This is a genomic window from Pseudomonas sp. AC242 (assembly GCF_979258655.1).
Window position 1 is genome coordinate 5,485,644 of sequence record NZ_OZ409873.1, and the last position, 12,648, is coordinate 5,498,291.

The window sequence follows — 12,648 nt, forward strand, 5'->3', positions numbered from 1 at the left end:
AAGATTGCCCCGAAGCTGCCCGACAGCATTTTCCGCGCCTATGACATTCGCGGCACCGTGCCGGAATTCCTCAATGCCGAAACCGCTTACTGGATCGGTCGCGCCATCGGCTCGCAGAGCCTGGCCCAGGGTGAGCCGAACGTGTCCGTCGGTCGCGATGGCCGCCTGTCCGGCCCCGAACTGGTTGCCGAGCTGATCCGCGGTATCGCCGAAAGCGGCTGCCACGTCAGCGACGTTGGCCTGGTGCCGACGCCGGCGCTGTATTACGCCGCCAATGTGCTGGCCGGTAAGTCGGGCGTGATGCTCACCGGCAGCCACAACCCGTCGAACTACAACGGTTTCAAGATCGTCATCGCCGGCGACACCCTCGCCAACGAACAGATTCAGGTGCTGCATGAGCGCATCAAAACCAACAATCTGAGCAGCGGCACCGGCAGCGTTACTCAGGTCGAAATCCTCGATCGCTACAACACCGAAATCGTCCAGGACATCAAACTGGCGCGGCGCATGAAGGTCGTGGTCGACTGCGGCAACGGCGCGGCCGGCGTGATCGCCCCGCAACTGATCGAGGCGCTGAACTGCGAAGTTATCCCGCTGTTCTGCGAAGTCGACGGCAACTTCCCGAACCATCACCCGGATCCGGGCAAGCCGGAAAACCTCGTCGACCTGATCGCCAAGGTCAAGGAAAGCAACGCCGACATCGGCCTGGCCTTCGACGGCGACGGTGACCGTGTCGGCGTGGTGACCAACACCGGGAGCATCGTCTACCCGGATCGCCTGCTGATGCTGTTCGCCCGCGACGTAGTCGCACGCAACCCGGACGCCGAGATCATTTTCGACGTCAAATGCACCCGTCGCCTGGTGCCGCTGATCAAGGAGTACGGTGGTCGTCCGCTAATGTGGAAGACTGGTCATTCGTTGATCAAAAAGAAAATGAAACAGTCCGGTGCGCTATTGGCCGGTGAAATGAGCGGGCACATCTTCTTCAAGGAGCGCTGGTTCGGTTTCGACGACGGCATCTACAGCGCCGCACGGCTGCTGGAGATCCTCAGCAAGGAAAAATCCACCGCGGAGGAGCTGTTTGCGACCTTCCCGAATGATATTTCTACGCCGGAAATCAATATCCATGTGACCGAAGAGAGCAAATTCAGCATCATTGATGCACTGCACGACGCACAGTGGGGCCCAGGCGCTGACCTGACCACCATCGACGGCGTGCGAGTCGATTACGCCAAAGGCTGGGGCCTGGTGCGCGCATCCAACACCACGCCGGTGCTGGTGCTGCGCTTCGAGGCCGATGACGAGGCTGAATTGCAACGCATCAAGGATGTGTTCCACGCCCAACTGAAACGCGTTGCACCTGATCTCCAACTACCGTTCTGATCCACCCGGAGCCCTGAATGACCCTCGAACGCGAAGCCGCCGCCCATACCGCCCAGGTCCTGTCCGAAGCGTTGCCTTACATCCGACGCTATGTCGGCAAGACTCTGGTGATCAAATACGGCGGCAACGCGATGGAAAGCGAGGAGCTGAAAACCGGCTTCGCCCGCGACATCGTCTTGATGAAAGCCGTGGGCATCAACCCGGTGGTCGTGCACGGTGGCGGCCCGCAGATCGGTGATCTGCTCAAGCGCCTGTCGATCGAAAGCCACTTCGTCGACGGCATGCGCGTCACCGACGCCGCGACCATGGACGTGGTTGAAATGGTCTTGGGCGGGCAGGTCAACAAAAGCATCGTCAACCTGATCAACCGTCACGGCGGCAGCGCCATCGGCCTGACCGGTAAAGACGCCGGGCTGATTCGCGCGAAGAAGCTCACCGTGACCCGCCAGACACCGGAGATGACCCAGCCGGAAATCATCGACATCGGTCAGGTAGGTGAAGTGGTCGGGATCAACACCGAACTGCTGAACCTGCTGGTCAAAGGCAACTTCATTCCGGTGATTGCGCCAATTGGCGTGGGTGAGAATGGCGAGTCGTACAACATCAACGCTGACCTGGTCGCCGGTAAAGTCGCCGAGGCTCTGAAAGCCGAGAAGCTGATGCTGCTCACCAACATCGCCGGCCTGATGGACAAGTCGGGCACCGTGTTGACCGGCCTGAGCACTCAGCAGGTCGACGATCTGATTGCCGATGGCACCATCTACGGCGGCATGCTGCCGAAGATCCGTTGCGCGCTGGAAGCGGTTCAGGGCGGCGTTGGCAGCTCGCTGATCATTGACGGGCGCGTGCCGAACGCGATCCTGCTGGAAATCTTCACCGACACCGGTGTGGGTACGCTGATCAGCAATCGCAAGCGTCCTTGATCGGTAATCGCTGAACAGCAAAAGATCGCAGCATTCGTCAGCTCCTACAGAAACGTCGTTTTGTACGAAGTCTCTGTAGGAGCTGACGAAGTCTGCGATCTTTTTTATGCGCGCAAGAAACATCCGATACAACTCAGCGAAACGTCCGACATTCCCTCCGAACAAATCTCCCTAGGATCTTCCCTTCATCCACCGGAGATTGACTCATGCAAAAAGACTACGTCCCTTACGGCAGCGATGTTTCCCCAGGCACTTACGAGTGCGTTGATTGCGGCCATCAGTATTCCAATCAAGCCAAAACCTCTATGCCACCGTGCCCACAGTTTCGCAAAACGGCGCACGCGTTGAATGGCTGGAAAATCCTCACCGGGCAAGGTGATGCGATCAAAGACCCTTATCCAGAACAGCCTGCCAACATCAAAAGCGCCGAGGTCATCACGCCATCGGACAAAAAATAACTCCGGAGCGCCTGAGCCATGCAGATCTCGTTCACGATCGACACCGACGCTTTCGAGCTGGAACAAAAGGAACCGGTCAAAAAGACCTTGCGCATTGGCGACGCGGAAATCGCCCACGCCCTGCAGCGTATCGCCAAGGCCAGCCTGACCGAATACCTGAAAATGCTGGTCGAGGGCGGCATGCCCAGCCGGGCCGACGAGGCCAAACAGGATCGCCTGCTCTACCTGATTCAAAGCTACTTCGGACAAACGCTGCCGACGGAATCGCAGATCTCGACGATCTTTCAGCTGACCCAAAGCCAAAGCAAAACCTTGCTGAAGAACACGGTATCGCGCTTTCGCAATCAGCTCGATGACATCCTCCAGCACAGCATGCGTGCCGTGATCGAGACCGCAGAGCACGCGCAAACCGTGTTTCTGGTGGTGATCAGTTCGGACGTGATACGCGATGAGCTGAACATGCTGATCACCCAGAACGAGCCGACCTTCAAACCCATTACCAAGCGCAAGGGCAGCGCCGGGCAGTTCGAGATCAGCGAGGATTCTCACGCCTTGCTCTGCGCGACGTTGGGGCTCAATGCCGTTCAGTGACATCGTCGCGGTCAGTGGCTTGCTGCTGACCCTGACCACGTTCATGTTCAATCTGGCGTGGCCGGCGCTCAGTGAAGCGTTGGCGCTGGATGAATACCAGTCTGGCCCACAGAGCCGAAGGCGAAGTCGAGAGAAAGTAGGGAAGGCGTTTTATTCGCGGGCGCTGCCGTTGACATGCGCGTTTGTGGGGCTGTTTTACGTCAACCTACCCTCGGCCATTCGCATCTTGAGTACCAGCACACTGGATCTTTGGAACTTCGACGTGAGCAGTACCCTTTACGTGATGGTCGTGTGGGTACTTCTGGTTTTGGCACTGTTCAGCGGGCTGATTGCGGCAAAAATCGCTCTTAAATGGAGGAGCCTCCGCTGAAACAGCGGCGGCTTCACTGTTTCAGGCTTTTTCAACAAACGCTGAAATACTATATTTTAGTGAAATATCGACAAATTTGATGTCGTTGGTGGTTACGGACCCGTGTCAGTAAGACGATTCGTAGAAGACAGCCAAATCCTGGAAGACCGAACACCGGAACAGTGGCAGCAAGATGCTTTTGGTCAGGTTGATGCGCTACTGCGCGCAATACACCTACGCGACTGAATGTTTTCGGCAGCAGCTAATAAAGCCCTGTTCTCACAGGGCCTCTCATCATCAGACGCCGAATTGGGCGCGGTACGCTTCCACAGCTGGCAGGTGTTGCTTGAGCTGCGGATCATCGGCGAGGAACTCCAGCACCTGATTCAGCGAAACAATGCTGATCACCGGGATGCCGAAGTCGCGCTCGACTTCCTGAATCGCCGACAACTCACCGTTGCCACGCTCCTGACGGTTCAAGGCGATCAGCACGCCAGCGGCCTTGGCACCCTCCTGGGAAGCGATGATCTGCATCACTTCGCGGATTGCCGTACCGGCGGTAATCACGTCATCGATGATCAGCACGTCACCGGTCAACGGCGCGCCGACCAGACTGCCGCCTTCGCCGTGAGCCTTGGCTTCCTTGCGGTTGAAGCACCATGGCAGGTCACGGCCGTGATGCTCGGCCAGCGCGACGGCAGTGGTCGCCGCCAACGGGATGCCTTTGTAGGCCGGGCCGAACAGGACGTCGAAAGGAATGCCGCTTTCGGCAATGGCTGCAGCGTAGAAACGCCCCAGCTGGGCCAGGGCCGAACCCGAGTTGAACAGGCCGGCGTTGAAGAAGTAAGGACTGGTGCGCCCGGACTTCAGGGTGAACTCACCGAAGCGCAAAACGCCGCGATCGATGGCAAAACGAATGAAATCGCGCTGATACGCTTGCATGAAAAAAACCCCAAATACCACGGATTTAGCTAATTAGCTTGACGCCGTGTATCATACACGCACGCGATTTTTGGGGCCATTTATGCGGATCATCAGTGTGAACGTCAATGGTATTCAGGCTGCAGTCGAGCGTGGTTTGCTCAGTTGGCTGCAAGCACAGAATGCCGACGTCATCTGCCTGCAGGACACCCGTGCCTCCGCCTTTGAACTGGATGACCCAGCCTTCCAACTGGATGGCTACTTCCTTTATGCCTGCGATGCTGAAGTCCCTGCCCAAGGTGGCGTGGCTTTGTACTCGCGGTTGCAACCGAAGGCTGTCATCAGCGGTCTCGGTTTTGAGACGGCCGACCGCTACGGGCGCTACCTGCAAGCAGATTTCGACAAAGTCAGTATTGCCACCTTGCTGCTCCCTTCGGGGATGAACGGCGATGAGGACTTGAACCAGAAGTTCAAGCTCATGGACGACTTCGGCAAGTACCTGGACAAACAGCGACGCAAACGTCGCGAGTACATTTATTGTGGCTCGCTGTACGTGGCGCAGCAGAAGCTCGACATCAAGAACTGGCGCGACAGCCAGCAATCCCCGGGCTTCCTGGCGCCAGAACGCGCCTGGATGGACGAGATTGTCGGCAACATGGGCTATGTCGATGCCCTGCGCGAAGTCAGCCGTGAAGGCGACCAGTACAGCTGGTGGCCGGACAACGAACAGGCCGAGATGCTCAATCTGGGCTGGCGCTTCGACTACCAGATTCTGACCCCGGGCCTGCGGCGTTTCGTGCGCAGCGCACGCCTGCCACGTCAACCGCGGTTCTCGCAGCATGCGCCGCTGATCGTCGACTACGACTGGACGCTGACCATCTAAGCGTCGTTTCGCAGTACAAAAAATGCCCATATCGCAAGATACGGGCATTTTTTATGCGTCACTTCCAGACAGGATCGAATTCAGACTGCCGCGAAGAACGGTAAGGCCAAATACAACTTGATCACGATGACATTGATAATGTCGATGAAGAACGCTCCGACCATCGGCACCACCAGAAACGCGATCTGCGAGGGGCCGTAGCGCTGCGTCACGGCCTGCATGTTGGCAATGGCGGTCGGCGTGGCGCCCAGGCCAAAACCGCAATGCCCCGCCGCCAGCACGGCAGCATCATAGTTGCGGCCCATCACCCGGAATGTCACGAAAATCGCGAACAGCGCCATGACCATGGCCTGCATCGCCAGAATGATGAAGATCGGCAGCGCAAGCGCGGCCAGATCCCACAGCTTGAGCGACATCAGGGCGATCGCCAGAAACAACGACAGGCTGACATTGCCCAGTACCGAGACTTCACGCTCAAACACCTGATACAAGCCCAATGCTGAAAGACCGTTGCGCAGCACCACGCCGACAAACAGCACACAAACAAACGTCGGTAACTCGAACGCAGTCCCGTGCAACAGGCCATTCAACAGATTGCCCGCCAGCAAGCTCACGGCAATCAGAGCCAGGGTTTCGACAAACGAAAATGGCGTGATCGAGCGCTCTTTGTTCGGCTGCTCAAAACCCTTTGGCAATCGTGGTGCTTCCTGTTGATTGCAACCGGGCACTTCCACACGCTTGATGAGCAAACGCGCGACCGGCCCACCAATCAAACCACCCAGTACCAGACCAAACGTCGCAGAGGCCATCGCCAGTTCGGAGGCAGAGGCCAGACCATACTTCTCACTGAAAACCGTGCCCCACGCAGCACCGGTACCGTGACCGCCCGCCAGGGTGATCGAGCCGGTCAGCAACCCCATCAACGGGTCGAGCCCGAGCATTTTTGCCAGCCCGATTCCCATCGCGTTCTGCACCACCAACAGCCCGGTAACGGCCAGCAGGAAGATCCCCACGATGCGCCCGCCCTTCTTCAGGCTGGCGAAATCGGCGCTCAGACCGATAGTGGCAAAAAAGGCCAGCATTAAAGGTGTTTGCAGGGAAGTATCAAAACGAATTTCAATATCGAACGTTCGCAGCAATAACAAAACCAAGGCAACTACCAAGCCACCTGCGACAGGTTCAGGAATATTGTAACTGCGCATGAAGCCAACACGCATAACGAGCCCGCGCCCCAGTAGAAGTACTAAGGAAGCGGCCACAAGCGTTCCGTAAAAATCGAGCTGAATCATTGGGATTATTCTTGGCTATTTATTCAGAGGCGAATTTTTTACCTTCGTCCGCCCCTGAACAGGCTGATTGTCTCAACACTGATTACTCGGAAATTCAAGAGCCTTCGTTGGCTTGAACATATCTTAATATTTCAGAAGAAATATTAGCCGAGCAACTTTAACAATCGTCGGACTTGATTCCAAGGACATGAATCCTAACTAAGCCGATGCAGTTGTGACTAAAAGTGTATATGCGCAAACAATAGGACCCGTCATCGCAACCAGATTATTCCTACATACAATAGCGATTAATTATGTTGCATAAATAAAAATGCCCTGACGGGTCAGGGCATTGGTACTAGAAGTTTGCGAGCTTCTTATTTGATCAGCCGCCAGGTAAACGGATATCGGTAAGGAAAACCTTCATTGGCTTTCACACCGGCGATGATCGTCAAAACCAGTGCGCCAATCGCCAGTATCCCCAACAGGAAGAACCCGATGATCAGCACCATCAGCAAGAAGCAGATCAATGAAGCAATGGCGACGGTGATCTGAAAATTCAGCGCCTCCTTGCCTTGAGCATCAATGAACGGGTCTGTCTCGCGCTTCATTTGCCACAGGATCAACGGCCCGATCAAATTGCCGAACGGTATCCAGATCCCCAACAAGGCGGACAAGTGACAAAACATCGCCCACTGGCGAACCTCCTGGCTCGGCTTGGGCAGCAGCTCTTGCTCGTCACTCATCGCGTCCTCCTTGCAGTTATCAATCTGCTCAGTCGGCCAGTGCAGCCTTTTGCAGTTCGAAGATTTCGTTCATGCCTTGCTTGGCCAGTTCCAGCATGGCATTGAGATCTTCAGGCTGGAACGGCGCGCCTTCGGCAGTGCCCTGCACTTCGATGAAACCACCGGTGCTGGTCATCACCACGTTGAGGTCAGTCTCGGCGGCGGAATCTTCAAGATAGTCCAGATCCAGCACGGCCTCGCCCTGATACATGCCGACCGATACCGCACCGATCATTTGCTTGAGCGGATCGCCGCCCTTCAGGCCGCCGCGCTTCTTGATCACTTTCAGCGCATCAACCAGGGCAACCATGGCGCCAGTGATGGAAGCGGTGCGCGTGCCACCGTCAGCCTGGATCACGTCGCAGTCGACGTACAGGGTCACGTCGCCCAGCTTGGACATGTCCAGCGCAGCGCGCAGGGAACGACCGATCAGACGCTGGATTTCCAGAGTGCGGCCGCCCTGCTTGCCACGGCTCGCTTCACGCTGGTTACGCTCGCCAGTGGCGCGCGGCAGCATGCCGTACTCGGCAGTCAACCAACCCTGGCCCTGACCTTTGAGGAAGCGCGGCACGCCGTTTTCGACGCTGACGGTGCAGATGACTTTGGTATCACCGAATTCGACCAGTACAGATCCCTCGGCGTGTTTGGTGTAGTTGCGGGTAATGCGGATCGAGCGGAGCTGATCGGCAGCGCGACCACTTGGACGTTTCATAGGGAATACCTGTACTGGGGACGGAAAACTGCCGAGCATTATAGAGCGCTGCACCGCGCCTGGGCACTCGTTAAAAAATCCGGGCGACGATCGAAGGCCCTGAAACACCCATTACCGACGGGCTGCAGCCCTTTGTCACACCGTGTGTTTGGGCGCATTCGCCGCACTGCGCTACAATCCTGCGCCTTTGCTGCCAGTCGGCTTAAATTCATTGATATCGAGCCTGCGGAACATCTGCTGCGCCGATCTGCATTGCGAGGTCACCGCCATGGTGCACAGCATGACCGCCTTCGCCCGCGTCGAAAAAGCCGGCGCCCAGGGCACCCTGAGCTGGGAACTGCGCTCGGTCAACAGCCGCTATCTGGAACCCCACCTGCGTTTGCCGGAGACGTTTCGCGACCTCGAAGGCGCGGTGCGTGAAGCGCTGCGCCAGGGCCTGTCGCGGGGCAAACTCGAATGCACCCTGCGTTTCACCGAAGAAAGTACCGGCAAAACCCTGCAAATCGATCGCGAGCGCGCCGCGCAGCTGGTCGCTGCGGCCGAAACCATTGCCGGCCTGATCAACAATCCCGCCGCACTCAATCCGCTGGAAGTGCTCGCCTGGCCCGGCGTACTGGTGGGCGATGCGACTGACCCGCAGGCATTGAACGCCGACGCGCTGGCCCTGTTCAATCAAGGCCTGAAAGAGTTGAAGGCCGGCCGCGAGCGCGAAGGCGCCGAGCTGGCACGCTTGATCAACGAGCGCCTGACCTCTATCGAAGAAGACGTCGTGACCCTGCGCGAACTGGTACCGCAGATGCTCGCCACCCAACGCCAGAAAGTCCTCGACCGCTTCACCGACATGAAGGCCGAGCTTGATCCGCAGCGCCTCGAACAGGAAATGGTCATGCTCGCGCAAAAGAGCGATGTGGCCGAAGAACTGGATCGCCTGAGCACCCATATCATCGAAGTGCGCCGGGTACTGAAGTCCGGCGGTGCGGCCGGACGCCGCCTTGATTTCCTGATGCAGGAACTCAACCGCGAAGCCAACACATTGGGCTCCAAGGCCTTCGACCCGCGCAGCACCCAGGCCGCCGTCAACCTCAAGGTGTTGATCGAGCAGATGCGTGAACAAGTGCAGAATATTGAGTAAGGCAACCCCGACATGACCCACAGCACCGGCACCCTGTACATCATTTCCGCGCCATCGGGCGCGGGCAAAAGCAGCCTGGTCAAGGCTTTGACCGACGCCATACCGGAAATTCGCGTTTCGGTTTCGCACACCACCCGCGCCATGCGTCCGGGTGAAGTGGACGGTGTGAACTACCACTTCGTGACCCGCGAAGAGTTTGTGAAGATGGGCGAGCATGGAGACTTCCTCGAACGCGCCGAAGTCTTCGGCAACTTCTACGGCACCTCGCAAAGCCGCCTGCAGCAGACCCTGGACGAAGGTCACGACCTGATTCTGGAAATCGACTGGCAAGGCGCCGAGCAAGTGCGCAAGCTGATGCCGCAAGCACGCTCGATCTTTATCTTGCCGCCGTCGCTTCAAGCCCTGCACCAGCGCCTGACCAATCGTGGTCAGGACAGCGACGAGATCATTGACGGCCGGATGCGCGAAGCGGTCAACGAGATGAGTCACTATGTCGAGTACGACTACCTGATCATCAACGACGATTTTGCTCACGCACTGGACGATCTGAAGGCGATTTTCCGCGCCAATCAACTCCAACAGAAACGCCAGCAGGTGCGTTTCGGCAAATTGCTTGCCGAATTGCTCGGTTAATCAGCACTTCCCAAAACGCCTGCAAGCGCTTTACATTGGTGCTTGCAGCGCGTTGAAGGGCTTGGTCAAAAAATCAGCGCTTCCCTAATCGCTGGTGATTTTTTAAACTGTTGAGTCCGCTCGCCCAACCGGGCAGCGCGCATATTGCATTCGCTCCGAGGAATACCATGGCCCGCGTAACCGTTGAAGACTGCCTGAACCACGTGGAAAACCGTTTTGAGCTGGTCATGCTCTCTACCAAACGTGCCCGTCAACTGGCCACCGGCGGCAAAGAGCCACTGGTTCAGTGGGAAAACGACAAGCCTACCGTTGTTGCCCTGCGTGAAATCGCTGAAGGCCTGATGAGCTACGAGTTCATCGCCAACGCTGAGATCGTCGAAGACGAACCGCTGTTTGCAGCGTTCGAGGACGAGTCCAACGAGGCCGTCTAAGCCTATGCCTGGTCGACGTAGCACGGCGCGGGGTCACAGCCTACGGCAGGAATTATCATGCCGAGCATAGACGCCCTCGCCGATCGCTTATCGACCTACCTCGGCAACGACCAGGTCAACCTGGTCCGCCGAGCGTATTTCTACGCCGAACAAGCCCATGACGGCCAACGCCGTCGCAGCGGCGAGGCGTACGTCACGCATCCTCTTGCCGTGGCGAATATTCTTGCCGACATGCACATGGACCATCAGAGCCTGATGGCCGCGATGCTGCATGACGTGATCGAAGACACCGGTATTGCCAAAGAAGCGCTGCAAGCGCAGTTCGGTGAAACCGTGGCCGAACTGGTCGACGGGGTCAGCAAACTGACTCAGATGAATTTCGAGACCAAGGCCGAAGCCCAAGCCGAAAACTTCCAGAAAATGGCCATGGCCATGGCACGCGACATTCGCGTGATCCTGGTCAAGCTCGCCGACCGCCTGCATAACATGCGCACGTTGGAAGTGCTGTCCGGCGAAAAACGCCGCCGGATCGCCAAGGAAACCCTCGAAATCTACGCGCCCATCGCCAACCGGCTGGGCATGCACGCGATCCGCATCGAATTCGAAGACCTTGGTTTCAAGGCCATGCACCCGATGCGTTCCGCGCGGATCTACCAGGCGGTCAAACGCGCCCGGGGCAACCGCAAGGAAATCGTCAACAAGATCGAAGAATCCCTTGGCCATTGCCTCGCCATCGACGGTATCCAGGGCGAAGTCAGCGGTCGCCAGAAACACCTCTACGGCATCTACAAGAAAATGCGCGGCAAGCGTCGGGCCTTCAACGAGATCATGGACGTCTACGCGTTCCGGATCATCGTCGACAAGGTTGATACCTGCTACCGCGTACTCGGCGCTGTACATAATTTGTACAAGCCGTTGCCGGGGCGCTTCAAGGATTACATCGCGATCCCCAAGGCCAACGGCTATCAGTCGCTGCACACCACGCTGTTCGGCATGCACGGTGTACCGATCGAGATCCAGATCCGTACCCGTGAAATGGAAGAGATGGCCAACAACGGCATCGCCGCGCATTGGCTGTACAAATCCAGTGGCGACGAGCAGCCGAAAGGCACTCACGCCCGCGCCCGCCAGTGGGTCAAAGGCGTGCTGGAAATGCAGCAACGTGCCGGCAACTCGCTGGAATTCATCGAAAGCGTGAAGATCGACCTGTTCCCGGACGAGGTCTACGTGTTCACGCCCAAAGGCCGGATCATGGAGCTGCCCAAAGGCTCCACGGCGGTCGACTTTGCCTACGCGGTCCACACCGACGTCGGCAACAGCTGCATTGCCTGCCGGATCAACCGTCGTCTCGCACCGCTGTCCGAACCGCTGCAAAGCGGCTCCACGGTCGAGATCGTCAGCGCCCCCGGCGCCCGGCCGAATCCGGCGTGGCTCAATTTCGTCGTCACCGGCAAGGCCCGCACGCACATCCGCCATGCGTTGAAACTGCAACGTCGCTCCGAGTCCATCAGCCTCGGCGAACGCCTGCTGAACAAGGTGCTTAACGGTTTCGACAGTTCGCTGGAGAAGATCCCGGCCGAACGCGTCAAAGCCATGCTCACCGAGTACCGCCTCGAACTGATCGAAGATTTGCTTGAAGACATTGGCCTGGGCAACCGCATGGCCTATGTGGTCGCCCGCCGCCTGCTCGGCGAAGGCGAACAGTTGCCAAGCCCGGAAGGCCCGCTGGCGATTCGCGGCACCGAAGGCTTGGTGCTGAGCTACGCCAAATGCTGCACGCCGATCCCGGGCGACCCGATTGTCGGGCACCTGTCGGCGGGCAAAGGCATGGTCGTGCACCTGGACAACTGCCGCAACATCAGCGAAATCAGGCACAACCCGGAAAAATGCATCCAGCTCTCGTGGGCCAAGGATGTCACCGGCGAATTCAACGTCGAACTGCGCGTCGAGCTGGAACACCAGCGCGGCCTGATCGCCCTGCTGGCCAGCAGCGTCAACGCGGCCGACGGCAATATCGAGAAAATCAGCATGGACGAACGCGATGGTCGCATCAGCGTTGTCCAGTTGGTGGTCAGCGTCCACGACCGTGTGCACCTGGCCCGCGTGATCAAGAAGCTGCGCGCCTTGACCGGGGTGATCCGCATCACCCGCATGCGTGCATAACTCAACCATTACAAGG

13 protein-coding genes and 1 pseudogene are annotated in these 12,648 nt (G+C 58.0%); 10 read left to right on the plus strand and 4 right to left on the minus strand.

Going from position 1 to position 12,648, the window contains the following annotated elements; all coding sequences use genetic code 11:
- Window positions 1-6: 6 nt before the first annotated feature.
- The 5 genes and pseudogenes from ACZZ0A_RS24730 to ACZZ0A_RS24750 form a co-directional block, all read left to right on the plus strand.
- Window positions 7-1,383: pseudogene (locus ACZZ0A_RS24730) on the plus strand (phosphomannomutase/phosphoglucomutase); the annotation flags it as partial.
- Between the two features lie 17 nt (window positions 1,384-1,400).
- Window positions 1,401-2,306 (plus strand): acetylglutamate kinase, encoded by a 906-nt coding sequence (gene argB, locus ACZZ0A_RS24735; protein WP_003229488.1) that lies wholly within the window; start codon window positions 1,401-1,403, stop codon window positions 2,304-2,306.
- 206 nt (window positions 2,307-2,512) lie between these two features.
- Window positions 2,513-2,764 (plus strand): hypothetical protein, encoded by a 252-nt coding sequence (locus ACZZ0A_RS24740; protein WP_007920357.1) that lies wholly within the window; start codon window positions 2,513-2,515, stop codon window positions 2,762-2,764.
- 18 nt (window positions 2,765-2,782) lie between these two features.
- Window positions 2,783-3,355: a hypothetical protein gene (locus ACZZ0A_RS24745; RefSeq protein WP_463543844.1), complete on the plus strand. Its 573-nt coding sequence runs from the start codon at window positions 2,783-2,785 to the stop codon at window positions 3,353-3,355.
- Window positions 3,342-3,725 (plus strand): hypothetical protein, encoded by a 384-nt coding sequence (locus ACZZ0A_RS24750; RefSeq protein ID WP_463543845.1) that lies wholly within the window; start codon window positions 3,342-3,344, stop codon window positions 3,723-3,725. The genes ACZZ0A_RS24745 and ACZZ0A_RS24750 overlap by 14 nt, the downstream gene beginning before the upstream one ends.
- Before the next feature lie 276 nt (window positions 3,726-4,001).
- On the opposite strand, the gene pyrE is transcribed toward ACZZ0A_RS24750, so the two are convergent.
- Entirely contained in the window at window positions 4,002-4,646 is a 645-nt protein-coding gene (gene pyrE / locus ACZZ0A_RS24755; protein ID WP_007920351.1) for an orotate phosphoribosyltransferase, read from the minus strand.
- An 82-nt stretch (window positions 4,647-4,728) separates the two neighbouring features.
- Here pyrE and ACZZ0A_RS24760 point away from each other — a divergent pair, with 82 nt between their 5' ends.
- Window positions 4,729-5,508, plus strand: a complete 780-nt coding sequence (locus ACZZ0A_RS24760; protein WP_007920349.1) for an exodeoxyribonuclease III — start codon at window positions 4,729-4,731, stop codon at window positions 5,506-5,508.
- An 80-nt stretch (window positions 5,509-5,588) separates the two neighbouring features.
- On the opposite strand, the gene gltS is transcribed toward ACZZ0A_RS24760, so the two are convergent.
- The 3 genes from gltS to rph all read right to left on the minus strand — a co-directional run bounded on the left by gltS (window position 5,589) and on the right by rph (window position 8,273).
- Window positions 5,589-6,797 (minus strand): sodium/glutamate symporter, encoded by a 1,209-nt coding sequence (gene gltS, locus ACZZ0A_RS24765; RefSeq protein ID WP_007920346.1) that lies wholly within the window; start codon window positions 6,795-6,797, stop codon window positions 5,589-5,591.
- A 356-nt stretch (window positions 6,798-7,153) separates the two neighbouring features.
- Window positions 7,154-7,522, minus strand: coding sequence for a DUF4870 domain-containing protein (locus ACZZ0A_RS24770; RefSeq protein ID WP_007920344.1), 369 nt, complete (start codon window positions 7,520-7,522; stop codon window positions 7,154-7,156).
- A gap of 28 nt (window positions 7,523-7,550) precedes the next feature.
- Window positions 7,551-8,273: a ribonuclease PH gene (gene rph / locus ACZZ0A_RS24775; protein ID WP_016985814.1), complete on the minus strand. Its 723-nt coding sequence runs from the start codon at window positions 8,271-8,273 to the stop codon at window positions 7,551-7,553.
- 268 nt (window positions 8,274-8,541) lie between these two features.
- Between rph and ACZZ0A_RS24780 the strand changes: the two genes are divergently transcribed.
- The 4 genes from ACZZ0A_RS24780 to spoT all read left to right on the plus strand — a co-directional run bounded on the left by ACZZ0A_RS24780 (window position 8,542) and on the right by spoT (window position 12,632).
- On the plus strand, window positions 8,542-9,405 hold the full coding sequence (locus tag ACZZ0A_RS24780; protein ID WP_007920340.1) for a YicC/YloC family endoribonuclease: 864 nt from the start codon (window positions 8,542-8,544) through the stop codon (window positions 9,403-9,405).
- Window positions 9,406-9,417: 12 nt separating this feature from the next.
- Window positions 9,418-10,038 carry a guanylate kinase gene (gmk, locus tag ACZZ0A_RS24785; protein ID WP_007920339.1) on the plus strand — a complete coding sequence of 207 codons (621 nt, stop codon included), beginning with the start codon at window positions 9,418-9,420 and terminating at the stop codon, window positions 10,036-10,038.
- 167 nt (window positions 10,039-10,205) lie between these two features.
- Window positions 10,206-10,469, plus strand: a complete 264-nt coding sequence (gene rpoZ / locus ACZZ0A_RS24790) for a DNA-directed RNA polymerase subunit omega (protein WP_007894670.1) — start codon at window positions 10,206-10,208, stop codon at window positions 10,467-10,469.
- 57 nt (window positions 10,470-10,526) lie between these two features.
- The gene (gene spoT, locus ACZZ0A_RS24795; RefSeq protein ID WP_007920338.1) at window positions 10,527-12,632 is read left to right on the plus strand and encodes a bifunctional GTP diphosphokinase/guanosine-3',5'-bis pyrophosphate 3'-pyrophosphohydrolase; all 2,106 of its coding nucleotides are present in this window, start codon (window positions 10,527-10,529) and stop codon (window positions 12,630-12,632) included.
- The last annotated feature ends 16 nt before the right edge of the window (window positions 12,633-12,648 follow it).

What these genes read in the sequence shown, in the direction of transcription:
- pyrE (WP_007920351.1), bottom strand. Translation starts at nt 4,646, where the DNA reads ATGCAAGCGTATCAGCGCGATTTCATTCGTTTTGCCATCGATCGCGGC.
- ACZZ0A_RS24740 (WP_007920357.1), top strand. Translation starts at nt 2,513, where the DNA reads ATGCAAAAAGACTACGTCCCTTACGGCAGCGATGTTTCCCCAGGCACT.
- argB (WP_003229488.1), top strand. Translation starts at nt 1,401, where the DNA reads ATGACCCTCGAACGCGAAGCCGCCGCCCATACCGCCCAGGTCCTGTCC.
- spoT (WP_007920338.1), top strand. Translation starts at nt 10,527, where the DNA reads ATGCCGAGCATAGACGCCCTCGCCGATCGCTTATCGACCTACCTCGGC.
- gmk (WP_007920339.1), top strand. Translation starts at nt 9,418, where the DNA reads ATGACCCACAGCACCGGCACCCTGTACATCATTTCCGCGCCATCGGGC.
- ACZZ0A_RS24745 (WP_463543844.1), top strand. Translation starts at nt 2,783, where the DNA reads ATGCAGATCTCGTTCACGATCGACACCGACGCTTTCGAGCTGGAACAA.
- gltS (WP_007920346.1), bottom strand. Translation starts at nt 6,797, where the DNA reads ATGATTCAGCTCGATTTTTACGGAACGCTTGTGGCCGCTTCCTTAGTA.
- rpoZ (WP_007894670.1), top strand. Translation starts at nt 10,206, where the DNA reads ATGGCCCGCGTAACCGTTGAAGACTGCCTGAACCACGTGGAAAACCGT.
- ACZZ0A_RS24760 (WP_007920349.1), top strand. Translation starts at nt 4,729, where the DNA reads ATGCGGATCATCAGTGTGAACGTCAATGGTATTCAGGCTGCAGTCGAG.
- ACZZ0A_RS24780 (WP_007920340.1), top strand. Translation starts at nt 8,542, where the DNA reads ATGGTGCACAGCATGACCGCCTTCGCCCGCGTCGAAAAAGCCGGCGCC.
- ACZZ0A_RS24750 (WP_463543845.1), top strand. Translation starts at nt 3,342, where the DNA reads ATGCCGTTCAGTGACATCGTCGCGGTCAGTGGCTTGCTGCTGACCCTG.
- rph (WP_016985814.1), bottom strand. Translation starts at nt 8,273, where the DNA reads ATGAAACGTCCAAGTGGTCGCGCTGCCGATCAGCTCCGCTCGATCCGC.
- ACZZ0A_RS24770 (WP_007920344.1), bottom strand. Translation starts at nt 7,522, where the DNA reads ATGAGTGACGAGCAAGAGCTGCTGCCCAAGCCGAGCCAGGAGGTTCGC.